We start from the raw sequence: 25,482 nt of genomic DNA, 5'->3' as shown, positions 1-25,482 counted from the left end.
AGGGGAGATTTAAATGAAGTACATCGATTTAAGAAGTGATACTGTAACGATGCCAACGGATAAAATGAGAGCGGAAATGTTTAAAGCCGTTGTTGGCGATGATGTATACGGCGATGATCCAACGGTTTTGGAGCTGGAAGAATATGCAGCAAAATTAGTGGGAAAAGAAGCTGCTTTATTTGTACCCAGTGGCACCTTTGGGAATCAACTGGCATTGCTTACTCATTGCAAAAGGGGCGATGAAGTTATTCTAGGGGATGACTGTCATATCGTTGCACACGAGGTAGGAGCAGCCTCTGTGATTGCAGGTGTTCAACTACGAACCCTTCAAAGTGATCGAGGTATTTTAAATCCCGAGGAGATCCAAAGTAAAATTAGAGAAGAAGATCTTCATTATCCAGAAACGGGTTTAATCTGTGTTGAAAATGCGCATTCCAACGGAAGAGTTATTCCTCTTGAGAATATGAGGGCAATCTATAAAATTGGGCAACAAAACAAGATTCCTGTCCATTTAGACGGCGCTAGAGTATTCAATGCGGCCACTTATTTGAATGTGGATGTGAAGGAAGTGACTGAAAACTGTGATTCTGTCATGTTCTGTCTGTCTAAGGGACTATGTGCACCAGTAGGATCTATATTAGCAGGAACGAAGCAGTTTATAGATAAGGCGAGAAAAGGAAGAAAGCTAATGGGGGGCGGTTTAAGGCAAGCTGGAATTTTAGGTGCAGCAGGTCTCGTAGCGCTGAAAGAAATGACCCAAAGGCTGGATAAAGATCATAAAAACGCTATTTTACTAGGTGAGAAACTAAGTACCATCCCTGGAATTGAAGTTAATTTTGAAGATATCCACATCAATATGGTTTATTTTAACATCCGTGTACCGCATAAGAATGTGGAAAATCTTGAAGAAATATTATATAGTAAGGGAATAAAGATAAATCCACCAGAGAATGGTCTGTTACGTTTTGTAACCCATTACTGGATAACGGAAGAGGATATATCTTATATTGTAGATACTTTAAAGGAAGTATTGTCCAATTAAAAAGATGAACTTAAAAGGAGTCGATCAGATGAAATTACCTGCTTTAAGGTTTGGAGACTTGGTAGCTTCTGTTCCCATCATTCAAGGTGCAATGGGTGTCGGTGTATCCCTTTCAAAATTAGCTGCTGCTGTAGCAAATGAAGGTGGTATCGGGATAATATCTGGGGTGCAAATTGGATATAGAGAAGAAGATTTTGAAAGAAACAATGGAGAGGCCAATATAAGAGCATTAAAAAAAGAAATACAGAAGGCAAGGGCGCTCAGTCCCAAGGGTATACTAGGCGTGAACCTATTGACCGCTATCAATAACTATAAAGAAATGGTAATGGCAGCTGTTGAAGAAAAAATAGATTTAATTGTTTCTGGTGCTGGTCTTCCGAAGGATCTACCAGAATTCATTAAAGGGTCTAAAACTAAAATAGCACCCATTGTTTCTTCTGGAAAGGCGGCAACCTTAATTACAAAGCTTTGGGATCGAAGATTCTCCTATATACCGGATCTTATTATTGTAGAAGGACCGGATGCAGGCGGCCATTTAGGCTTTTCCTTGGAAGAATTAAATGCTGAAGACAAGCCAAGCTTAAAAGAAAGAGTCAAGGAAGTTATAGAAGCCATGAAGCCTTTCGAAGAAAAGTACGGTCGAAATATACCGGTTATAGCAGCAGGGGGCATATTCAGTGGAAAAGATATTGCTGAATATATAGCATTGGGTGCTTCCGGTGTGCAGATGGGAACTCGATTTGTAGCTACTGAGGAATGCGATGCTCATGTTAATTTTAAACAGGCCTATGTGGATTCAAAAGAGGCAGATATACAAATTGTAAAAAGTCCTGTCGGTATGCCTGGAAGAGCCATTCGAAATAATCTAATGGAAAGAGTGGAAGTCGACAGAGTGCCAGTGACAAAATGCTACAATTGCCTACAGCCTTGTAATCCCAAAGAAACGCCCTACTGTATATCCACTGCTTTAATAAAAGCTGTAAAGGGTCAGATGGATGAAGGATTAATATTTGCAGGAAGTAATGCCTATAAAGTAGAGAAGATTACCACTGTAAAGGAATTAATTCAGGAATTGATCGCAGAAGCTGAAATTGCTATGGGTTAGATCGAATTGAAAAAGAGGATGTTCAGATGAAAAAGGTAGTAAAAGTAAAAGACATTACCATAGGGGAAGGGATGCCGAAGATTTGTATTCCCATCCTAGGAGAAACCTTGGAAGAAATTAAGGAAGAAGCTGAACTTTTAAGCACTTTTGATTTTGATATTGTAGAGTGGCGAGCAGACTTCTTTCAATTCGTTGAAGACATGGACTGTATAAAATTGGCCATGGAGATCATCGAGGAAAATTTAGGAGATAAACCAATGATATTTACGCTTCGCAGCCTGAAAGAAGGCGGAAAGCGAGAAGTCTGTGAGGCACTTTATTTTGAAATAAATCGAAGAGTTCTTGAAACAAAGAACCTTGATATTTTAGACATTGAGCTATTCCATGATAAGGATGAAATCGAATCCTTAATTAATTTAGCTCATAAGAATGGTGCTAAGGTGATAATTTCAAACCACGACTTTCAACAAACACCATCAAAAGACGAAATTTTATCGAGGATGAATAGAGCAGCTCAGCTGGGTGCCGACATTGTTAAAATAGCAGTGATGGCAAATGATACAGAAGATGTAATTACGGTTTTAGATGCAACTCGTATCCTGAAGGAAGACTATCTGAAAATACCTTTAATCGCCATTGCCATGGGAAAGAAGGGGATGATTACCAGGTTCGCAGGTGAGATATTTGGTTCTGATATAACCTTTGCAACGGCTAAGAAAACTTCGGCGCCGGGACAGTTGTCAGTGGAAGATGTCAAAAATATTGTGCAGTTCATACATAAGCATACCATATAGGGTAGGGCTCTCTCAAAATAGATCATGAGTCTAGGTCTGAGAGGCCCTTTTTACTAGATTCAAAGTATTGCTCCATATTTTCCCATTTAAGCCGATTTAACTTGAGGATGATTAAAGTAGAACATCCGATAATGACACCAGTTAAAAAACTGATAGCAAAAAGAAAAACACCATAGACTTCTTCACCAGCTAAAGATGGACCTATGGTTGTAGATAGAAACATGGTTGCATAGATTCCGATACAACCGATTATGATAGAAAACATTAATTCGATGCCAGATTCTTTCATGGTTGCACCTCCTGATTATAATTATAGTATATGTAAGAAATATGAGAAACACTTGTATTATTTAAAAACTTTCATACAAGTGCTCTTTATAAAACTTTATTATCGTATTATACGATAAATTCCATCACCATAATCTTCACGTGACGTGCCAAATCCAATAGATACACCAGAAGTTCCATCTATAGATATCGAACTCAATAACCACACCAGCTTCAGGTGATGATAATTAGACATATAAAATCTTAGTATTCTGGTTCTTGTAAAAGTGCAACTAATCTCCATCTAAAGCATATAATCTAAAGGGGTAATATATAATTAGTTCTCTTAGTGTAATAGAAAAATACACGTATATTGGGGGTATATGGTATAATTATATCAATTAACATTTAAAAATCTGTTAGTACCAGTGCGTATAATTCTCTAATGCGAACACCAAAGGAGAATGATAGTGAATAATAACCCATTTAAAACATATTGCATATTTATTTTAGGAAGTATTTCTGCTCTTTTAATTATTGCTACCAGTATCGTAACAGCAAAACGTGGATTTGGAATGGAGGATCTTTCTTATAAGCAGTTTATACTACATTCTATTTTAAATGAATTTAGTTCATATTGGCTACTTGTTATAGTTGTATTTGTTTTTTCTATTCTTGTTATTTTCTGTTCTATTAGAAAGATTTACTTATTAAATCTATTAAAAAAGCGCAAATAATAACTGCAAGATTTTTTTCTTGCAGTTATTATTTGTTCTCTTTTTTTGCTCCATTTAAGCAGCACTATGTACTGCTTAGGAAGTCAAATAATTTAGTGAACTATGGATTCTTTTTCTGTTATACCATGATTTAATATATTCAAATACAGATATTCTATCGGTAGATTTTGGAGAAGCCAGATTTGTTGAAAATGAAATTGCATATGATAGCCAATATCTTAATATTTCATTTTCACACATCAATGTTGGGTATACTCAGCTTTTTAAGAGCGCTAATCAAGAATATCTTTTGGAAGGAATGAAATCGATCTTTAATTACATAGGTGGTGGGCTTGCGATAACATGGTTTTATAATATTTCAACAGCAGTTCAAGGGAGAAAGAGATTCTTTTATAAATATATTGACCTTGTGAATACCCATGATTATAAACTATAATAAAATAAATACCTAAGGGTTGGGATAATAGGGAGGTCATTGGCTATGAGAATATTATTTGAAAAGTTAGAGGGGTTATTCGTTGTGGAGAGGAAGGAAGCCACTTATAAAAAAGCAGTAATAGGGCTTATTTTCGTTATAATTGCTGGATTCTCTCCATATCTCTATATTCGATATGAGGAATATCAGTATGGAAAATATAAGGCGGAATTTGACTTCGTAGTGGAGGTTGTTGAAAGCTACAGAGCTGAAAATAATGAATATCCTTTAGGTCATAGGATTCATTGGGATAATGAAAAAGATTTAAAACAATTTTTTGTTGAGAATAAGTGGCGTCTAAATAGGGAGCTATATTATATCGATACAAATGCTATGGAAGACCTTAAAAATATAAAATACACTTATATTGTAGATCCCGAAACAGAGCAGATTTATACCAGTGAGTTTGTAATTGCCCATTTTAAAAGGTGGCACTTTGCATTTTACTAGAAAACGGGTATAATAGTTGAGATCATGAATCAAAAATTGTGGTAAAAAGGATGGTTGGATATGAAGTTGTACTATATTGACAGAAAAACAGGGGAAAGAAAAGAAGAAATCGTTGCTGGAGATCGATATCTAAAGTGGATGTATGGTACAGCCTCAGGGAATTCAATTTTAGAGTTGATCGCAAAAAAGAAAATATTTTCATCGGTTTATGGAAGACTGCAAGACACATCCTCTAGTAAGAGAAAAATCTCAAGATTCATTAAAGAGCTGCAGATTGATATGGATGAAGCAGAGCGACGGAATCCGGAAGAATACAAAAATTTTAACGATTTTTTTGCACGTACGCTGAGAAAAGAAAGTAGACCCATTACAAAAGATCCAGAGGTTCTAATTTCTCCAGCAGATGGCAGGGTTTTTGCGTATGAGCATATTGACATGAATAAAGTGGTTCAGGTAAAAGGGTCCACCTATCGGCTGATGGATTTGTTTCAAAACAATGAGCTGGCGAGAGAGTATGATGGCGGTGTATGTATGGTGATTCGACTATGTCCAGCAGATTACCATAGATTTCATTTTCCTGATGGTGGTGTAGTTAACTACACAAAAAAAATTGAAGGAAATTATTATTCTGTGAATCCCATTGCACTAAAAAAAATAGCACAGATATATTGTCAAAATAAAAGAGAGATTTCATTATTCCAGTCCAACAACTTTGGGCAGATGGTATTGATGGAAGTAGGGGCTACCTGTGTTGGGTCCATCGTTCAAACCTATAAGGAAGGTCAAAGTGTGGAAAAGGGAGAAGAAAAGGGATATTTTAAGTTTGGGGGCTCCACTGTCATTTTATTTTTAAAGAAGGGTGCAGTGAAAATAGATCGGGATCTTATAGAGAATACAGAAAAACATATAGAAACTAAAGTCCATATGGGGGAAGGAATTGGGCGAATATAAAATAGTAAATAAGCAAGGAAGGTCCTGGAGGAACCTTCCTTACTTATTTACTATTCTATTTTTCTGTTACGAATGTTTTAAACATGTTGACGCCAACTTTACATACTGGACAGGGATCTGTTAAATCTCCAGCCAATGTGTGTCCACAGACTGTGCAAACATGCACTGTATTTTGATCGTAATCTACACCTTTATCTACAGCATCTTTAGCAGCAGAGAATAATGTAATATGGGTTTTTTCAGCTTCTACAGCGTAGTTAAATGAACGTAATGCACCTTTGTTTCCTTGCATTTCTGCAACTGCAATAAAAGCTGGGTACATTTGATCTACTTCATGTTTTTCACCATTGATGGCACCCTGAAGGTTTTCAGATGTGGTTGTTAATCCAAATCCAGCGCCTGCAGTAACATCCGCATCGCCCACTTCATTTTTCAGCTCTCTAAAATGGTTGTGTGCATGAATTTGTTCAGCATATGCGGTTGCAATAAATAGATTGCCTACATTTGGGAATCCTTCTTTTGCTGCAAACTCACCCCATGCAAGATAACGCATATGTGCCATACTTTCTCCACCAAAGGCAGATTTTAAGTTTGATATTGTCATTGAACTCATCGTAATATCTCCTCCCATATTATGTATTTTAGTATGAAGTCTAATACAAACCCCTATACTATCCATAAACATATCTACCCTCATTCATATGGATTAAACACAAAAAATATTACTACTATGAATAGAATAGTAAGAAAGAAGGATTTGACAAAAATTTCATATTTGATATAATGATGGAGTAATAAACCAAACAATAAAATATTTAAAATCTAGGTTTAGTAGATACTTTGTATTTGCTAATTAAAAGGAAGTTGGGTGAAAATCCCACACGGTCCCGCCACTGTAAGGGCTTTGCTTTTCAATAGAGATGGAAAAATTCTCAGAGAAAGCATGCTCAAGTCAGATACTGCCTGATTTTCTGCACTGTGAACTCTACGAGCGATAGAGGGTGTTGGGATCTTGCATATGGAATCCGTCTTATATCGTCCTCCTGACATTTTGTTAGGGGGATTTTTTATGTTGAGTACCTATAATGAAAGGGATGATATCAATGAAGGGAAAGAAAGGTATAAGCTTAGCTTTAGTGCTTATGGTATCTACAGGTTTATTTGGATGTAATCAGAGCAAAGAAACAAAGGGACATGCTCTAGGTAAAACGACAGAAGAAATAAGCAGGACCATAGAAGTTATAGGAGCGGATTATCCCCTCACAATAAAAGATACGACAACGGATGAAACCGTATTGGAAAAAGTGCCTGAAAAAGTGGCTGTTATTTCTGGAACACCATTGAGTATTTGGTATGACTTGGGTGGAAAGTCTATATGCAGCTCTGATATATCGGAAAATGTGAAGCTGGTGGAGGGATATGAAGAGGAAATCAAAAGCTTACCAAGTGTAGGGCCTGTCTATTCCATTGATATGGAACGGATTGTATCGGAAAAACCAGACTTGATTATTGCACAATATGGAACACAGGGAACCCATGCAAAGAAGCTGAGAGAAATGGGCTTCAATGTAATTGTTACCAATGTGAAAACATACAAGGATGTAGTAGATACCTATATCGCCTTTGGGAAAATACTAAAGTCAGAAGAATCAGCAAATAAGAGAATTGCAGAGCTAGAGCAGAAGAAAGCTGAAATCATTTCGAAACTACCGGATCAAGAAACTTCAGTAGTAATCCTATATGTTACAGCCAATGCTTTATCCGTAAAATTGAATAATAGCATTGCAGGGGATGTATCGAATGTATTAAAGCTTAGAAATATTGCTTCTGGATTGCCAGTGGATACCATTGGTTCTGAAAATACACCGCTGGACATCGAATATATTGTACAGGAAAATCCAGACTATGTATTTGTCACCAGTATGATTGCTAGTAATGAAGCAGCAAAGAAAACCATGGAAGAACATTTCGCAAGTAATCCAGCATGGAGAAGTATACCAGCTATTACAGAAGGGCGGGTGATTTATCTGCCACAGGAGCATTTTCTATTTAATTCAGGCCCTTATTATAGTGAAGCTATAGAGTATGTAGCAAGAAGTATATACCCTGAAATTTATGGAGAGGTAGATGGATGGTATGGAAAGTAAAATTGCTCTGAAAGATCGTAGGGCGTTTAAAATTGCTTTCATAGCAGCTTTAGGTGTATTTGTCATAGGAAGCTTCTTTATCGGGAATTCCAAAGGAACTATTGAAATTGATATTCAACGGATTCTAGAAGTGATGATGCAGGATGATGGTAGCACTGAAAGAATGGTCATATGGAATATCCGATTGCCAAGGATGATATTAGCGGGACTGGTGGGGATTAATCTAGCACTTTCCGGTGCCATTCTACAGGGAGTTATGAGAAACCCTTTAGCAGATCCAAGTATCATCGGCATTAGCAGTGGTGCAGGGCTTTTCGGAATTGCCATCTTGGTTGCTTTTCCGCAGTACCAGCAATTTGTAATTATTGCTGCGTTTTTCGGTGCCATGCTAGCCGCTTTCATTATTTATGCTCTTGCATGGCGGAGTGGTATTCAAACTGTACGAATCGTTTTGGCAGGGGTGGCGGTATCTGCCTTGTTCGGCGCAGGGATTTCGGGGACCTTAGTTTTATATAGTGATAGAGTTCAAGGAGCATTGACCTTTATGAATGGCAGCCTGTCTGCCAGAAGCTGGCCAGAGGTACAAACCATATTGCCCTATACCATCGGCGGCACCATTTTAGCACTGATCTTTGCACAAAAACTCAACATATTACTTTTAGGAGACGAAATTGCAAGGGGTATCGGCTTAAATGTGGAGGCTACCAGACTTGGTTTTACAGCATTAGCAGCAATTCTTGCTGCCAGTGCCGTAAGTGTAGTTGGTTTATTGGGCTTTGTAGGGCTCATCGTACCCCATACCATCCGAATGATTGTAGGCAGTAATTATAAATATATGCTTCCTGCCTCTGCACTTTTTGGTGCAGGATTGGTAATGCTCAGCGATACCTTTGCGCGGACCATATTCAGCCCCTCTGAGATCCCCGTTGGAATTGTCATGGCAGTACTGGGCGTTCCCTTCTTCTTGTATCTTTTAAGAAAGTAAAATAAAAACCCATTGATGAGGTGATAAGGAATGAAAATAACAGTAATTACTGTATCGGCACCGGCAATCAAGAATTTAATGATTGCAAATGAAAGCATATCCAGCCAATATCCTTCTGCTCTAGATCTTCATCTGTATTACGGTATATCCGATATCAGCTTTGAGCAGGCAGAGGAAATGATTCATTGTATGAAAAGTAGTCATCTGGTATTTTTGGACTTGATGGGAAGTCCATCCTCTGTAGTGGAGGCTGTTTACAAGGCCTTAGATGGATACAAAGGAAATGTAATTCCCTACGGAAATTCAGCTAGAGAATACTTGCGTTTAGGTGATTTTACTGGGGAGAGCATGAGAAATTCTGGACAACAGGGCATGAGACCGGATATGGCCAATATGGGAAAAATCATGGGTATGGCAGAAAAAATGGGCAAAGAAATGCCGAAGTCAATGAAGGATGTTAAAAATTATAGGGCAATCATGAAGTATTTTAAAGTGGCAGATAAGTTCAATGTGCTCAACATGCTCTACTTAATCCTTCGAGAGTACGGAGGCATAGGGAATATGCCGGAGCCTTCAGAGCCTAGGACCGTAGAGGGTGCTGCCCTATCCCATCCAAAGGAGATGAAATTTTATGATAGCTTTGAGGAATATCAAAAGGATTTTCCCTTTGATAAAGATCGTCCTACAGTAGCGCTCCTTTTTTATGGACATACCTATCCTACAGATACATCTTTTTGTATCGATGAAATTAAAATTCGCCTGGAGGAGTTTGCCAATGTACTGCCCATTGCAGTTTCAGGTGCATTTTCTGAAAATAAAGAAAAAATTAAAAAACTTTTATTCAGTTCCGTTGAAAATCCTGTAGATATTGTATTAAATTTTATGTCCTTCCGATTAGGGGCTGGTCCAACCGGTGGAAATCACATAGAGGGGATTGAACTTCTGAAAGAGCTGAATGTTCCTTACCTGCACCCTTATTTCATGTCGAGAAGGACTATAAAGGAATGGGAGGCGTCAATCCAAGGCTCTAGTACATCGGAAACGATGATCTCTGTAATGCTGCCAGAGCTAGATGGCTGTATCGAAACCTATCCCATCGGTGCTATGTCGGAGCCTCAATATCATGAAGCGTTTAATATTGCAACGGTAGAGCTTGAACTCATAGAAGAGCGGGTAGAAAGACTCATTGCTCGAGTGAAAAAACAGATTCTTCTCAGAAAAAAGAAAAATAAAGAGAAAAGGATTGCCATCATATGCTATAACTATCCGCCGGGGGAAGCCAATTTATTGGGTGGTGCCTTTTTAGACACTTTTTCATCCATAGAAAATATATTGCTACATTTAAAAAATGAAGGTTATGAAGTAACTCCTCTTTCCAAGGAAGAGCTGATGGCCATATTTACTGCTGGAAAAGCCGTGAATTCGGGGAAATACGGTGATGAATGGTCGGACATGATCAAATATGCCTCCAAGGAATACTCGAAGGAAATCAAGAAAAATTCTGATTTTCAAGAGATGAAGCTGCAATGGGGAGATGCTCCCGGAAGGATCATGACCAATGAGAAGAATGAGTTTCTAATTCCCGGTACCATAAATGGAAATATCTTTATCGGATTACAGCCATCTAGAGGAATCCATGAAGAGAATGACAAGGTATATCATGATAAGGAGCTATTGCCCCATCACCAATATATTGCCTTTTATCAATGGTTACGTGAAGAATTTTGTGCAGATGCCATTATCCATGTAGGAACCCATGGAACCTTGGAATTTTTAAAGGGGAAAGAGTGCGGCATGAGCGGCAGTTGCTATCCAGACAAGCTACTGGGAGATATGCCCCATATGTATTTATATTACTGTGGAAATCCTTCTGAAGCCACCATTGCAAAAAGAAGAAGCCATGCAAATCTCATAGGTTATCAGGCGCCTGTTTTTGTACCAGGGGAGCTTTATGGAGAGTATGCAGGACTTATGGAAATGGTAGGTAACTATAGACAATCCCTTGCCTTATCTCCTCAAAGCAGTGGGGATATCTTGAAGGATATCTATAAGATCGCAGAAAAACTGAATCTACCGAAGGATTTTGACAGCATTGAATCGGAGTTATACAGAATGAATCGCAGCTTAATTCCAAAGGGGCTCCATGTCTTTGGCAAAGGCTTTAATGATGAAGAAGCAAGAGAATATATTCGAGGTCTATTGAGATACAGCAATAAAGAAATTACGGCACTTCGCAGTTTAGTAGCTGTGGCAAAGGGACATGATCTAGAACAGCTTTTGGATCAGAGCGCATATGACTCCGTTCAGGAAATCGATATGCTATCCGATGCCATCTTTGATCATTATATGAATACAAACGAACTACTTCAGTGTGAATTTATCACCAAAGGGAACGGAGAACAATTTATGGATACCCTTGAATATGGACGAAAACTATGGATGAATGCTAAAAATAATGAAGAGATCAAAGGCCTAATCAAAACCTTATCAGGAGAATATAACCCTGCAAAGCTGGCGGGAGATATCTATCGAAATCCAGAAATCCTGCCTGCGGGATATAACTTATACCAATTTGATCCAAGATTGATTCCGACCACAACGGCCTACCAGCGTGGAAAAAGAATCTGTGAAAATACTCTAAAAAACTATAAAGATGAAAATGGAGCATATCCTGTATCTACGGCAGTGGTATTGTGGGGAATTGAAACCTCTAGAACACAGGGAGAAACCTTTTCTCAAATTCTTTCTTATTTAGGAGTTCGGATTTCTAAGGGACGAAATGAATGGGACCCTCAATATGAAATCATACCAATCTACGAACTGGGAAGACCTAGAATCGATGTAACCATTAATATATGTGGATTTTTTAGAGACATGTTTCCAAACCTCATCGAAAGTATGTCAGATTTGTTTGTAAAGCTATTTGACCTAGATGAAAGCGACGAAGAGAACTACTTTAAAGCCAATGCCAAGGGATTATATCGAAAGCTTGTGGATGAAGGATATGACCATGGGGAGGCAAGGGAACTGGCTGTAGCTAGAATCTTTGGACCAAAAGAAGGCGGATACGGCACAGGAATTACGAAGTTGTTCCAGACGAAGAATTGGGAAAGTGAAGAACAAATCGGAACGATGTTCATTCAGAATGTACAGCATATTTATACCAAAAGGCTTCATGGGAAAAAAGTCGAAGGACTTTATGAAGAAAATTTGAAAAGTGTAGAATTCGTATCTCAAGTAAGAAGCAGCCACGAATATGAGGTGACAGACTTAGACCATTATTACGAATATTTCGGAGGCCTTGCCAAGTCTGTAGAAATGGCCAAGGGGAAAAAGGTTCGAATCTATATAACGGATACTACTGGAGAGCGTGTTCTCACAGAAAGCGTAGAGAAATCCATAGGCAGAGGTGTAAGAACAAGGGCATTAAACCCTAAATGGATTGATGGCATGCTGGCGCACAAATACCACGGGGTTCAGAAAATAGCGGAAAGATTTGAAAATATTATGGGGCTTGCAGCCACTACAAACAGTGTTGAAGAATGGATCTATAATGACCTGCATCGCTGTTATGTAGAAGATGAAAACCTCAGCAAAAAAATGCAGGAAAATAACCCTTATGCTTATATGAACATACTGGAGCAAATGATGGAATACAATGCGAGAGGCTATTGGAATGCGACACAGGAGCAATTGGATAAGTTAAAGCAAGTATATTTAGATTTAGAGGACAGCATAGAAGAAAAGTTATAGGATGTAAGAAACTTTGGAAATGAGGGATATACCATGGAGAAAGCAAGACAGCTTTATCCCTTTTGTGGGATTGTAGGGCAGGAGGATATGAAGAAAGCACTGATTTTAAACGTAATCAATCCTCTCTTAGGAGGTGTTCTGATCAGAGGGGAAAAGGGTACAGCAAAATCTACGGCTGTAAGGGCCTTAACAGATATATTGCCTCCGAGAGAAGAAGTAGAAGGCTGTATGTTTCATTGCGATCCGAAGGATGACAGCCTTTGGTGCGAATCCTGTAGAAATAGCTTTAAAGAAAGAAGCAATCCGATTACAATAGGCAGAATGCGAGTGGTGAATCTTCCTGTCAGCGCTACAGAGGATCGAGTCGTGGGAACCTTGGATATTGAGCATGCAATAAAAAAAGGAGAAAAAAGGTTTGAACCAGGAATTTTAGCCCAAGCAAACAGAAATATCCTTTATGTGGATGAAGTGAACCTTTTAGATGATCATGTGGTGGATGTACTGTTAGATGCGGCGGCCATGGGAGTGAATTCCATAGAGCGAGAAGGGGTTTCCTACAGCCATCCCTCTAAGTTTGTATTGGTAGGAACCATGAACCCCGAGGAGGGAGATTTACGACCTCAGCTCATCGACCGCTTTGGTTTGGTGGTGGATATTTATGGAGAAGAAGATTCATCTGATCGAGTTGAAATCATAAAAAGAAGGTTGGCCTTTGAGGAAGACCCCGTAGCGTTTTCCAAGAGATATGACTCTGAGCAAAAGCTTTTATCTGAAAGGATATTAAGGGCTCAAAAGCTGATTCATGAAGTTGAATACTCTGAGGGATGCCTAAAGGTTGTGGCAGAAATCGGAATTACCCTTGGCGTAGATGGGCACAGGGCAGATATTACATTTATAAAAGCTGCCATCACCCATGCAGCATACATGGGAAGAACCAAGGTAGAAAAGGAAGATTTATTTGCAGCGGCAAAGCTTTCTCTCCCTCACAGAATGAGAAGAAGACCCTTTGAAGAAGGCAATATGGATTTCGATGATATTTATAGCATCATTGAAAAAGCTTCACTATAGATAGAAAAGGAGACTCAATATTCCATGGAATCTTATAGATGCTTTCCTTTTGCTGCAGTTTGCGGCCAAGAAAGAGTAAAAAAGGCGTTAATTTTAAATGTAATCAATCCCAATATCGGCGGCGTGCTCATCAGTGGAGAAAAGGGAACTGCAAAATCCACCTTAGTGAGAGGACTTGCAAATATTATAGGGGATCGAGCCGTAATCAACTTGCCACTGAATATAACGGAGGATCGACTGGTCGGTAGCGTTGACATCAACAAAGCGATTCAATATGGTAGAAAAGAGCTGGAAGAAGGTATTTTAAAAAAGGCACATCATCAGTTTCTATACATAGATGAAGTAAACCTCTTGAGTGCTTATATTGTCAATATACTTTTAGAAGTAGCGTCCACTGGTGTCAATATCATTGAGAGGGAAGGAATCTCCTATCAGCATGATTCTAAATTCAGCTTAATCGGTTCTATGAACCCGGAAGAGGGGACATTGGGATCTCAGTTTATAGACAGATTTGGACTTTATGTAGAAACAAAGGGAGAAGAAGATTTAAATATTCGGTTGGAAATTATGAAAAGAAGACTGGCCTATGAGAAGAATCCAGAAGGGTTTTGCAAGTCATGGGCAGTAGCCAGTAAAGCAGTAGAAATGAATATTCGAGAAGCAACCAACCTATTAAACTATGTGAGGATTACAGAAGCTGATTATCAACTGGCATCGGATATTGGCAAGGAAGGTCGCTGTGCAGGTCATAGAGCTGAGATCATCCTTATAGAAGCTGCCAGAGCTATTGCGGCTTTCAATAAAAGAACCTACATCACTCAGGAGGATATGAAAGAGGCTTCCTTCTATGTACTTCCCCATCGCATGAGGGAACAAGTATCCATTGAAGAGGTCATTGAAAAAAATAAAGCGTCGGATTCCTTAGCAGAAAATAGGGCGGAAGAAAGTCATCATCAGAATCATTCGGGTGAAATAGACAGCAGTGCTGACAAACCTATTTCTAATGGGGATTATGATGGAGACTCAGAGCATGGGGATTCAAGTGCTGAAGGAAGTGTTTCCTCCCATACGGTAGAAGATATCGAAGCTTTTGGAGAGGATTTATCCATGGATATGGTATGGCAAAGTAGATTTGCTGTAAAGGGGAGTGGAAAGCGAAATAAGGTAAAGACGGATAGTAAGGAAGGCAGATATATAAGATATAGAATTCCAAAGGGCAGACCAAAGGATATCGCCTTTGATGCCACCTTTAGAATCGCTGCTTGTAGCCAGGGGGGAAGAAATAGAGAAGGACTGTCTTTAGTCATTCGGTCGGGGGATATCAGAGAAAAGGTAAGAGAAAAGCATACGGGTGCTACCATACTCTTCGTGGTGGATGCAAGCGGCTCTATGGGGGCAAAAAGACGGATGGGTGCTGTAAAAGGAGCGGTGCTTTCCTTATTAAATGATGCTTATCAGAAGAGAGACAATGTAGGGATTATTGCCTTTAGAAAGGATGGGGCAGATACCCTATTAAATATTACAAGAAGTGTAGATTTAGCACAGAAATGTCTGACCAATCTGCCTACAGGAGGGAAAACGCCCTTGGCTTCTGGACTGTATAAAGCCTATGAACTGTTAAAGATAGATCGGATAAAAAATGCCGATGCCCTCCAATATATTGTTCTAGTTTCCGATGGAAAGGGTAATGTGCCTTTATTCAGTGAGAATGCCATAGAAGATGCTTACCATGTTGGAGAAAAGATTCGAAATGAAAATATTAAAAGTATGGTATTAGATACGGAAAATGGCTATATTCAATTGGGATTTGCGAAAAAATTAGCAGAAAAAATGGACAGTGCTTATATAAAAATGAATCATATATCTTCAAAAGAAATTGAGGACAATGTGAAGGGATTTATTCGAACTGTGTAGATTCTATTTTAGTCTAGGTACGGTTCAAAAAATAGATCCCACGGTTTTGAGTTCAGCAGAAGAAAACTCCAGTTAAACGGAGCCTTCGTTTATAAATATTAAAGGAGCGATGTTAAAATGAAAAAAAGATTAGCATTATTGCTTGTAGCAGGAATTTCTTTCAGCATGCTGGTAGGATGTACCAACAATGCACCACAAACAGGTAATCAGCCACAAGGAATCCAAGAGGAAGTAAAAGGAAATTTGCCAGAGGGAATCACTGTAGAAGAAGTAGAGGGGTTAACCGTATACACAGATCTAAAAAATAGTCCTTTTGAAGATAGCGGACTTAAAATTACCCTTAAAAAAGGAGACGGTGGATATGCTAAATTCGTAAAAACGGATTTAAACGGGGCAGAAACCGCAGACTATTATTTATTCGATTATGAGAATAAGAATTTCGAAAAGTATTATTACGTTTCAGCCATGGGAACCGCATATCACTATTATTATGACTTAGGGAATGCAAAAGTGGTGAAAGTCGAAAATAAAGAAGGTGCAGACGTAACTCAATCATTAAAGGACAGTGGCAGATTGGAAGGTGCTCAGGCAACCATAGAAAAAGAAATAGAGGAATTGGAAAGTTACTATAGTACATATTATAAGATGACAATTGAGGAAGCTGTTGCACAAAAATAAAAGACATATTTTAAACGCCTGTTAAACGGAGTTTTGTCTTATGATCAATTGAAATAAGGATCTTTTTCTGTGGGTTTTTTAAATAAAACTTTTCATCAGGAATATAAAAGATCCTTATTATTTTGCGAATTTTATTCCTACTGTTCAATGAATCGATTGAAGGTCCATAGAGAAAAATGAATATCCTGTGAAATTATATAATAGTATTTTATAAATAATACTTGAATATCAAAGGATTTAACTATATTATCTAGAATAAATAATAGAATAAATACTACAATAAAAATAATACCATGATAGAACTATATATAGGATGAAATACGATTATTATAGGAGGAAAAAATGAGTATAAAACAATTGAAGGATATCAATAAAAATTATATCAGCCAAAACTTCGAAACCATAGTTTTAATGAGTGATATCAAGGTGAAATCCTCTAAGAATGGCAAGAAATACGCAGACGTTATTGTACAGGATGCCTCTAAAATGTTAGAGGCAAAATATTGGGATTATGAAGAAAATCAAGAGATGATCAATTCCTTAACGCCAGAAGATCCAATCCACATCAAGGCTGTTGTAGGAGAATATCAAGGGCAGCTCCAAGTGACGATTAAACATATTGAAAAGGCTAATGTTGACAATGTGAATATGGGTGATTTGATTCCTACCAGTACTTGGGGTCTTGAGAGCATGACCAATGGATTGAATTTTTTCTATGAAAAGGTAAGAAGTCCTCATATGAAAGAGTTAATCGACCGAATGATTTTTTCGGATGATTATTTCAAAAAATATTCCACCCATCCTGCTGCAAGACAGGTCCACCATAATTTTTACCATGGGCTATTGCAGCATACTTTAGAGGTATTGAAATTTGGCTACACCGTAGCTACTACAAAGAAGCTTTCTGAAAGACAAGTGGAAAGGTTAATCGTTATGACAATGCTCCATGACTGGGCCAAAATTAAAGAATATAAAGCACTGCCAAGTGTGGGTTTTACAGAAGAAGGCACCATGCTGGGACATATATTTTTAGGGGCTCATGAGGCTTTAAATGTAATCAATGAAATTGAAGATTTTGATGTGGACGATAAGCTGATTATTTTAAATGGTATTTTAGGACATCATGGACAATTGGAATTTGGATCACCCGTAATGCCAAAAACCATTGAGGCACAGATTCTACATCAAGCGGATAAAATGTCGGGGGATATTGAGAGCATTATGTCCTTTATCACGGACCAAGAAGAGGAAGAGGATGCATTTACATCGAAGCTTTGGAATATGGGAACGGATTATTATAAGAGAGGTACAAAGTAGCTTTTCGCAAATAAAATCAACATATTCATCCAGAGGAGGTATATTTCTATGGATATTGGCGGATTTTTTATACTCGTCGTATTTTCGCTACCGATCTATTTTTTATTCATCTGGCAGTATATAGAGCCTGAGGAGTTATTTCTGTGGGGAAGAAGATGGATGTACGAGGAAGAGCCGGAACTCAGTGAAGAAGCAATTCGGCTTTATAAAAAAACAGCCATTATTGGCATTGTTTTTACGACCATTGTTGTGCTTGTAAGCTTTATACAATTATTTAGATAGCATTGACTATGTGGATGAAGCTGTTTCATACAGTGCAAAAGAAAAGTGAGGATGAATACTGTTTCAAGTATTTTAAAATGAAGGGATGAGAAGTTCTAGGATTTTTTCTCATCCCTTATTTGATGACTCAATAGCTTCACTCTGGCGTTTATCAGAAGGAAGGAATACTTTATTTACGATATGCTTCAAAGGTGATTATTTGATTTTCATTTGTTGGATATTCTCCATACCTATAATCTGAAGATATAATAATATCTGAAAATCCTATGGTTTCAAGAATCAATTTAAATTCCTCAACACCATACCATCTTAAAGGAAATCGTTCTAATTCAGTTTGGATCAATCCTTTATTCCGCCATTTTTCATATCGCATATGAGATATGGTGTACTGATTGATAAAGTCAACTTCCACAAGTGTTTCATTTAATGTAATCAAATCCCCTGTACCAGTGTTCCAGGTTCTTGTTGAAGTAACTCCAGTTCTAAAATCTGTTTGCATGAAAATATCAAGGATAAGGCGACCACCTACTGAAAGATGTTCATAAAAACATTTCAGTGCGCTGATAGAATCCTCTCTATTTTCCAGCAGTAAAAATGAACCAGTAGGAACAATAATAGCTTCATACTGATGAGGGAGAGAAAAAGATTCCATGCTTTTTTCATAAAGTTCAGGATTAAGCCCTCTCTCTTTGCAATAAGCTCTGCATAAATCTAACATTTCCTTGGATACATCGATACCATCCACAATAAGACCTGCCTCTAATAGAGGGATTAATATACGTCCTGTGCCAACTGCTGGTTCAAGAATTCTTCCCTTCAAATTTTTAAGCCTCTCTTTATAAAACGCCACATCTCCAAAAGAATGACCAATTGGTTTATCTATGTCATATACTTCTGTAGAAAGTTTACTATAAAAACTAAACATCATATTTCACCTCAGATATAAGTAATAATTTTGATCGTGTAACAATGAAACCTGTATACGAATAGCGATAGAATGTTAGCTTAAGAATACGTTGATTCAACCTTTTGAATAGGAACATAAATTTCCATAGAAAATTTGCTATATTCCCATGGATGACAACGTTCGTCGTAAAATTCAAAATCGAGCTTCGTATCATCAATTTCATATCCTGAATTTGGAAACCATTCTTCCAGTATATAATTCCATGTACCTTGAATTGAATCTACAAAGTCATGATCTTCAACAGAAGGTGTAGTAAATACAGCGTAGGTTGCAGCTGGAACATCAAGTGTGTACATATCTATCATAGCATGATCAAAGCTAAGAACCTCTACTCCTAGGATATAAGAAAATTCATCAGTTTCCATATTTGTATTTACACAAATGCCATACTCACCATGTCGAGGCGGAAACTGAGTCTCATATAATTTAGCTTCCTTACCTTCAATATTGCATTGATCCCAGAAAGCTGGTATATCTCTAGAATGAGCATTATTTCTTAGGGTTGTTTTAAATTCATATCCAACTATTTTAAAGGAATCTCTTTGAATTATTTTAGGTTCCATGATGATACCTCCAGTTTTATTTTCTTTTAATTTCTTTAGATCAACTTTTTTGAGTGGACCAATTGGTGCATGTATTCTATAAAAGCTTGGTGGATATCCAAAGGATTTTTTGAAAGCCTTTGTAAAACCAGCATGAGTTTCAAAGCCATAGGTTAAGGCAATATCCAGTACTTTTTTTCCATTACTAAGATCATAGAGGGCATATTGAAGCTTGCGTCTAGTGATATATTCCATTACGGGCATGCCAACAAAGCTATTAAAAACTTTATAAAAATGATAGGTTGAAAATCCTGCGATTTTAGCCAATTCTTCCACCGTTATTTTTTCCAGTATATGAAAATCAATATAGTCTAAAGTGTTCTGTATTAAATTTAAGTAGTGCATGAGGGGTCTCCTTCCAATGAAAACTTACCTAGGTTCATTATATAATATCAATATAAAGCAAGGTTTTCTTATCCTAGGCTGTTATCTTTAAAATTTTCATATGAATAATACCATCTTTTCTATATTTCCACTAGAAAAGATGGTATTATTAAGCCAAGGATAACGTGATTAATCCAATGAGCATTATACATATGCCAATCAACTTTGTTCTACTCAACTCTTCTGAGAGAAATTTGACACCGAGAAATGTTCCCACTAAAATACTGAGTTCCCTCATGGGTGCCACATAATATACAGGTGTAAAAATCATGGCGGTGAGAACTAAAATATAAGATAGTGGTGATAGGATCCCAACTGTAAAAGCCTCTTTTTTATGGTGTTTTACCAAATTTTCGATTTCTCCTTTTCTACGCAAGGCAAAGGGTGTGAGAAGCAAAGCACGACCGACATTGACTGACCAATGTAAAAAAATTGGAGGTAGCATCAGGATACTTACGCCGATTTTATCAAAGATGGTATAGGATGCAATGGTAAGTCCACATAGAAAAGCATAAACAAGAGAAATATCTTTATTGGTTCTTAGTAACTCAAGAGGATTTCCAGTAATAGTGAAGATTCCAAGGATCATTAGAAATATGCCAATAAGGGCAGAGAAGGATGCATTTTCATTCAAAAACAGGATGGCTATCATGGTTGAGAATAGGGGTCCTGTTCCTCTGGCCAATGGATATATGACAGACAGGTTTCCTACGCGATAGCCTTTGCTGAGTAATATGATGTAAATAGAGTGTAAACCTGCGCTGACCATAATAAATAAAATAAAGTAAAATCTGAAATGGATCTTATTAGCGGATAGCGAGATTAGAGCAAATGGTAGATAAACAACTGAAGAAATGCAAGAGAACAACCAAATAAAGGTTGTATTGCTTTGAATCTTCTTGGTAGCGTAGTTCCATATTGCATGAAAAACTGCAGACAAGATAATGAGTATAAAGCCGATCCCTGTCATTTTAAGTCCCCCAATACCGTTGATATTTTTTTCTTGGTATGTTAATTTTATATATATAAATCATTGATGTAAAGTGAAAAAGAGATCCTTAGAAAATAAGCAGGATAAAAATGGAGTACGACAAAAATTTGTGAGGGTCAGGGCATCACCCTTGCTTCAGGAAAGAAGGGAAGGAAACGATGAAAAAGATCGGTATATATTTATGTGGAGAGGTTTCTAAAAAATGTACGGCAAATGGTTGTTTAAAGGCTTTTAATCAGAAACAGGATGCGTTTCAAGCTGAGGATGGAAGTGCATATGAGTTGGTTTCCTTCAATCATTGCAATGGCTGTGACGAAGAGCCTATGGAAAGTCTTCAAATGAAAATAGAGAAGTTTCAAAAAGCGGAGGTAGACACAGTTCATTTATCCACTTGTATCAGGGGCAGATGTAACCACTATGAAGAATTTGCCGATGAGCTTTCAGAACATTTCAATGTGATTGGATATACCCACGGTTCTGCACAAGGAAAACGGAATAACAATATTAACAAGAGCAAGGTCATCTCTTCAGAAGCTTAGGAGATAATGGTACAATGGTATGGGCATTAATATAAGGAGGGGATGCAAATGAAGAAATTAATTTCATGGAATGTGAATGGTATAAGGGCTTGTGTTACAAAGGGATTTTTAGACTACTTTAAAGAGGTCGATGCAGATATATTTTGTATTCAAGAAAGTAAACTTCAAGCGGGTCAAATTGATTTAGAGCTAGAAGGCTATCATCAATATTGGAATTATGCAGAGAAAAAAGGATACTCTGGGACTGCCATCTTCACGAAGGAAGAACCGATTTCCGTGTTCTATGGCATTGGCATAGAGGAACATGATAAAGAAGGCAGGGTCATTACCTTAGAATTTGGGGACTATTATATGGTAACGGTATACACACCAAACTCACAGCAAAAACTGGCAAGGCTGGACTATCGAATGACGTGGGAGGATTGTTTCCGAAGCTATTTAAATAATTTAGACAAGCAAAAACCAATCATTGTCTGTGGGGATTTGAATGTTGCCCATAATGAAATCGATTTAAAAAACCCGAAGAGCAACAGAAAGAATGCAGGGTTTAGTGATGAAGAAAGAGCAAAGTTTACTGAATTTCTAGGAAATGGATATATTGATACCTACCGATATTTCTATCCCGATAGAGAAGGCGCCTATACCTGGTGGTCCTATATGTTCAATGCCAGAGCTAATAATGCAGGGTGGAGAATCGATTACTTCTGTGTATCTGAAAGATTGCAGGATAAACTAGTAAGTGCAGATATCCATGATCACATATTAGGCTCGGATCATTGTCCTGTGGAGCTGGTAATTAATATTTAAAGTAAAAGAAATATGCTACGCCTTATAAAAGGTGTAGCATATTTTAAATTTCGATGATTAGGAAAAATTTATATTTTTCTTGCTACTTCTCCAGCCTCAGCTGTTCCATTAAGAGCTCTACGTGCACGCAATGCATCACCAATAGTATAGTGCGGTATTTTATTTTCATCGCAATATGCTTTGAGATCATCTGAATTACGAGATCTTGCTCCTATAGCAATTACTACAGAGTTACATGGGATTTCTTGGAGGTTACCGTCCTTTTCTATAACCACAACATCTTCTCTAATTTCAACACATTTTGCACCTGTAACTGTATTTATGCCAGCGTGGTGAAGGCTTTCCATAACACAAATCTTACGGAGCTGTCCAAGATCTTTCGCTACTTGCTCTAGCATTTCTACAACCGTAATACGATCTGATTTTTCTGAAAGATGCTCAGCAACCTCTAGTCCGACAAGTCCACCACCGATAATAACCACATTTCCAAATGCAGTTGTATTTCCAGCAAGTATATCATGGGAGTTCGTTACATGAGGTAGATTACCACCGGGAATATTTGGTTTAATCGGATCTGCACCGATGGCTATGATCACTTCTTCTGGTTTGATTTCTTTCATAACATCGGTAGTAACAGGAGTAGAGAATCTGATTTCAACGCCTTCTCTTTTTGCCATTTCTCCCATAGCAATCGCAGCATCCTTCAGTTCTTCTTTCCTTGGTGCAGCCCCTGCTAATGCAAATTGTCCGCCAAGGGAATTTCCTGCTTCGCATAAGATCGGATGATGGCCTCTTTGTTTTAAAGTAATAGCTGCCTCAAGTCCTGCTACACCACCACCTGCTATCAATATTTTTTTAGGTAGGGTAGTTTTTACAAGTGCATATTCACTTTCTCTACATAAAGCTGGATTTCTTAAACATGTTATATGAGGTACATCTGGAGATACAAAGCCATCATAACAGCCTTGATTACAGCCAACACATTTAATGATATCCTCTACATTGCCTGCAAGTGCTTTATTACAAAATTCGGGATCAGCTAGTTGTCCTCGACCGATGACAACCATATCTGCCTTACCACTTCCGATGATTTCATCAGCCTGTGCAGGGTCATTGATACGACCAACTGCGATTGTAATCATTCCTGTTTCTCTTTTTATTCTTTCTGCATTTGCAACATTAAAGCCTTTTGGCAAATCAACAGGAGGTACTTCATATTTTATTGCTGCGGATGAGAAGTTCCCACGAGATACATTGAGTACATCAACTCCAGCTACTTTAGCTAATTTACAGAATTCAATAATATCTTCAATCGTTAAACCATTTTCTAAATAGTCATCTTGAGCTACAACACGCATAAATAGAGGCATATCTTCAGGAATATTATTACGAATTTCTTTTATACATTCAATTGAAAATCGTGCACGATTTTCCAGAGAGCCACCATATTCATCAGTTCTTTTGTTAAAAGCAGGACTTAGAAATGCATGTGGCATATAATTATGTCCAGCATGAAACTCTATGCAATCAAATCCAGCTTCAACGGCACGTTTAGCAGCAGCTCCGAATGCCTTAATAACTTCATTTATAGTTTCTTTACTAGCACCAGGAATGACTTCATCAGTACTGTTGATTTGTCTATCACTAGGTAATATTATGCCTTCTTTTTGATAACTAGCTACAGCAAAACCACCTTGCCATAGCTGTACGCCAGCCTTTCCACCTGCTTCGTGGATAGCATCAGTGAGATTTTTTAATCCAGGAATATATTGATCATCATAAATACCTAAAAAGCTTTTTGGTGTTGACGGACCATAAACGCCACATACCTCTGTAAAGTTTAAGCCATTTCCACCGAATGCTCTAGCTACATGGTAGTCTATTAGTTGTTGTGTAACGTATCGATCGTTTCCTGGCATTTTTGTTCCCATTGCTGGAAATACAACTCTGTTTTTAAGTTTCATCCCTCTAATTTGTATAGGGCTAAAAACATTATGAAATATCATAAAAGAATCCTCCTTTAATTAAATTGATCAGTATTTTAGCTTTAAATAAACAAACAGCTGTTAGTTCGATTATAGATTACTTAACAAATTAAATCAATATGTTTTAAACGTTTTGTTTTAATTTTTAACACACAAAAAAAAGGAATCCCGATTATTTATCGAAATTACCTTAAAGATAGGATTATTCACCTTTTAATATTTTTATTATGTAAGCAATATACTTTAATCTTTGCTCTTTATTATTTATAATATCTTGATCAAAATTAGCTAGGTCAGAAGTACTTGATGGATGTAAAATTGAAGATAAAAAAATTATTTTATTATATTCGAATGTAGCGCCATTCTGATGAAAGACCGTCGATAAAACCTGATCCATTTTTGCATTCATAGCATCAGTCACTTCAACTATTTTAGCTGAGGTCTCGTCCGTTGACTTTTCCCGCATTGATTCTTTTAAAATTGTAAAAATTCCAGGATATTTTAATGCATATTCCATGATTTCATTTGCAAGTAAAATAAGCTTTTCTTCATCATCATATTCATGATGATCTAATACAGAATAGGCTGAAATCGTATTGTCTATATAGAATTCCTTTACATGACGCAGCATCTCTTCCTTCGTACGGAAATAATAGTTTATTGCACTTACATTTACACCGGCTTCCTTAGCTATGGCTCTTATGGAAACATTAAAAGAACCAGTTTTACCGATTAGATATAGAGTCTTGTCTAAAATTTTTTCCTCGATACTTGTTAGCTCCCGCATAGTTACCTCCTCTATAGGATGAATTTTTAGAATAATGCAATCATAAAAATAACGAACGATTATTATAGTTGTTTTTAAGTATTATATCAAAAAAACGGACCAGTTCATATTATACACGATAAAGGTGATACCAAAATCAATAATATTAGTGCAGATGTATAAAATTTTTAATGTACAATAGAATTCATAGATTTTATTGACACATATGTAAAAAATGTGATATAATAAATAAATTGGCAAAACAATCAGCTAGAGCTGAAAATAAGTATACAAATAATTTTTCGAAATAACCTTATCTTTAATTCCAAAATTATTATTAAAATACTTTTCATTCTATTTCAAAGTTCTACAAGAATATAATCCTTTTCTTGTCTTACACTAGAAACTCTAAAATTCCAATGTATATATTTAAATGATAAAGTTTGAAGCAACTGTATTTATAGAGTACAACTGTT

General features: G+C 37.2%; 22 protein-coding genes and 1 riboswitch. Of the genes, 15 read left to right on the top strand and 7 right to left on the bottom strand.

The features are described from left to right. Positions 1-13: 13 nt before the first annotated feature. Genes ltaE through aroD form a run of 3 tightly spaced genes read left to right on the top strand, consistent with a single transcriptional unit; the run spans position 14 to position 2,941 of the window. Entirely contained in the window at positions 14-1,042 is a 1,029-nt protein-coding gene (gene ltaE / locus CLOS_RS12160; RefSeq protein WP_012160178.1) for a low-specificity L-threonine aldolase, read from the top strand. 4 nt (positions 1,043-1,046) lie between these two features. Next, the gene (locus CLOS_RS12155) at positions 1,047-2,147 is read left to right on the top strand and encodes an NAD(P)H-dependent flavin oxidoreductase (RefSeq protein ID WP_330360294.1); all 1,101 of its coding nucleotides are present in this window, start codon (positions 1,047-1,049) and stop codon (positions 2,145-2,147) included. Positions 2,148-2,173: 26 nt separating this feature from the next. Then, the gene (aroD, locus tag CLOS_RS12150; protein ID WP_012160176.1) at positions 2,174-2,941 is read left to right on the top strand and encodes a type I 3-dehydroquinate dehydratase; all 768 of its coding nucleotides are present in this window, start codon (positions 2,174-2,176) and stop codon (positions 2,939-2,941) included. A gap of 22 nt (positions 2,942-2,963) precedes the next feature. On the opposite strand, the gene CLOS_RS12145 is transcribed toward aroD, so the two are convergent. Further along, complete coding sequence (locus tag CLOS_RS12145) at positions 2,964-3,230, bottom strand: hypothetical protein (RefSeq protein ID WP_012160175.1); 267 nt, start codon at positions 3,228-3,230, stop codon at positions 2,964-2,966. A 1,196-nt stretch (positions 3,231-4,426) separates the two neighbouring features. On the opposite strand from CLOS_RS12145, the gene CLOS_RS12135 reads away from it, so the two are divergent. Beyond that, entirely contained in the window at positions 4,427-4,870 is a 444-nt protein-coding gene (locus CLOS_RS12135) for a hypothetical protein (protein WP_012160173.1), read from the top strand. 60 nt (positions 4,871-4,930) lie between these two features. Next, positions 4,931-5,821: a phosphatidylserine decarboxylase gene (locus CLOS_RS12130; protein WP_012160172.1), complete on the top strand. Its 891-nt coding sequence runs from the start codon at positions 4,931-4,933 to the stop codon at positions 5,819-5,821. A gap of 55 nt (positions 5,822-5,876) precedes the next feature. On the opposite strand, the gene CLOS_RS12125 is transcribed toward CLOS_RS12130, so the two are convergent. Further along, positions 5,877-6,434 (bottom strand): rubrerythrin family protein, encoded by a 558-nt coding sequence (locus tag CLOS_RS12125; RefSeq protein ID WP_041719340.1) that lies wholly within the window; start codon positions 6,432-6,434, stop codon positions 5,877-5,879. A 194-nt stretch (positions 6,435-6,628) separates the two neighbouring features. After that, a riboswitch (cobalamin riboswitch) is annotated at positions 6,629-6,802 on the top strand. Positions 6,803-6,924: 122 nt separating this feature from the next. Between CLOS_RS12125 and CLOS_RS12120 the strand changes: the two genes are divergently transcribed. From CLOS_RS12120 to CLOS_RS12085, 8 genes are all read left to right on the top strand, one after another. Next, on the top strand, positions 6,925-7,968 hold the full coding sequence (locus CLOS_RS12120; RefSeq protein WP_012160170.1) for an ABC transporter substrate-binding protein: 1,044 nt from the start codon (positions 6,925-6,927) through the stop codon (positions 7,966-7,968). Then, on the top strand, positions 7,958-8,953 hold the full coding sequence (locus CLOS_RS12115; RefSeq protein WP_049753909.1) for a FecCD family ABC transporter permease: 996 nt from the start codon (positions 7,958-7,960) through the stop codon (positions 8,951-8,953). The genes CLOS_RS12120 and CLOS_RS12115 overlap by 11 nt, the downstream gene beginning before the upstream one ends. A 30-nt stretch (positions 8,954-8,983) precedes the next feature. Continuing rightward, a complete protein-coding gene (gene bchH, locus CLOS_RS12110) occupies positions 8,984-12,706 on the top strand; it encodes a magnesium chelatase subunit H (RefSeq protein ID WP_012160168.1) in 3,723 nt (1,240 codons plus the stop codon). A 33-nt stretch (positions 12,707-12,739) separates the two neighbouring features. Beyond that, complete coding sequence (locus tag CLOS_RS12105; RefSeq protein ID WP_012160167.1) at positions 12,740-13,774, top strand: ATP-binding protein; 1,035 nt, start codon at positions 12,740-12,742, stop codon at positions 13,772-13,774. Between the two features lie 24 nt (positions 13,775-13,798). Beyond that, complete coding sequence (locus CLOS_RS12100; protein WP_012160166.1) at positions 13,799-15,688, top strand: VWA domain-containing protein; 1,890 nt, start codon at positions 13,799-13,801, stop codon at positions 15,686-15,688. Positions 15,689-15,805: 117 nt separating this feature from the next. Further along, entirely contained in the window at positions 15,806-16,366 is a 561-nt protein-coding gene (locus CLOS_RS12095; protein ID WP_012160165.1) for a hypothetical protein, read from the top strand. 342 nt (positions 16,367-16,708) lie between these two features. Continuing rightward, on the top strand, positions 16,709-17,683 hold the full coding sequence (locus CLOS_RS12090; protein WP_012160164.1) for a 3'-5' exoribonuclease YhaM family protein: 975 nt from the start codon (positions 16,709-16,711) through the stop codon (positions 17,681-17,683). Positions 17,684-17,731: 48 nt separating this feature from the next. Then, positions 17,732-17,965, top strand: a complete 234-nt coding sequence (locus CLOS_RS12085) for a hypothetical protein (protein WP_012160163.1) — start codon at positions 17,732-17,734, stop codon at positions 17,963-17,965. Between the two features lie 169 nt (positions 17,966-18,134). Here the strand turns inward: CLOS_RS12085 and CLOS_RS12080 are convergent, their stop codons facing one another. The 3 genes from CLOS_RS12080 to CLOS_RS12070 form a co-directional block, all read right to left on the bottom strand. After that, a complete protein-coding gene (locus tag CLOS_RS12080) occupies positions 18,135-18,890 on the bottom strand; it encodes a class I SAM-dependent methyltransferase (protein WP_012160162.1) in 756 nt (251 codons plus the stop codon). A gap of 80 nt (positions 18,891-18,970) precedes the next feature. Further along, positions 18,971-19,879: an AraC family transcriptional regulator gene (locus tag CLOS_RS12075; protein WP_012160161.1), complete on the bottom strand. Its 909-nt coding sequence runs from the start codon at positions 19,877-19,879 to the stop codon at positions 18,971-18,973. 148 nt (positions 19,880-20,027) lie between these two features. Then, positions 20,028-20,888: a DMT family transporter gene (locus CLOS_RS12070; RefSeq protein WP_012160160.1), complete on the bottom strand. Its 861-nt coding sequence runs from the start codon at positions 20,886-20,888 to the stop codon at positions 20,028-20,030. Positions 20,889-21,067: 179 nt separating this feature from the next. On the opposite strand from CLOS_RS12070, the gene CLOS_RS12065 reads away from it, so the two are divergent. Both CLOS_RS12065 and CLOS_RS12060 read left to right on the top strand, forming a co-directional pair. After that, positions 21,068-21,448: a CGGC domain-containing protein gene (locus CLOS_RS12065; RefSeq protein ID WP_012160159.1), complete on the top strand. Its 381-nt coding sequence runs from the start codon at positions 21,068-21,070 to the stop codon at positions 21,446-21,448. A gap of 48 nt (positions 21,449-21,496) precedes the next feature. Further along, the gene (locus CLOS_RS12060) at positions 21,497-22,255 is read left to right on the top strand and encodes an exodeoxyribonuclease III (RefSeq protein ID WP_012160158.1); all 759 of its coding nucleotides are present in this window, start codon (positions 21,497-21,499) and stop codon (positions 22,253-22,255) included. Between the two features lie 68 nt (positions 22,256-22,323). On the opposite strand, the gene baiCD is transcribed toward CLOS_RS12060, so the two are convergent. Both baiCD and CLOS_RS12050 read right to left on the bottom strand, forming a co-directional pair. Continuing rightward, on the bottom strand, positions 22,324-24,261 hold the full coding sequence (gene baiCD, locus CLOS_RS12055) for a bile acid Fe-S flavoenzyme BaiCD (protein WP_012160157.1): 1,938 nt from the start codon (positions 24,259-24,261) through the stop codon (positions 22,324-22,326). A gap of 181 nt (positions 24,262-24,442) precedes the next feature. Beyond that, complete coding sequence (locus CLOS_RS12050; RefSeq protein WP_012160156.1) at positions 24,443-25,027, bottom strand: TetR/AcrR family transcriptional regulator; 585 nt, start codon at positions 25,025-25,027, stop codon at positions 24,443-24,445. Between the last annotated feature and the right edge of the window lie 455 nt (positions 25,028-25,482).

The organism is Alkaliphilus oremlandii OhILAs (assembly GCF_000018325.1).
Taxonomy (GTDB): domain Bacteria; phylum Bacillota; class Clostridia; order Peptostreptococcales; family Natronincolaceae; genus Alkaliphilus_B; species Alkaliphilus_B oremlandii.
This window is presented reverse-complemented; position numbering and strand designations above follow the sequence as displayed.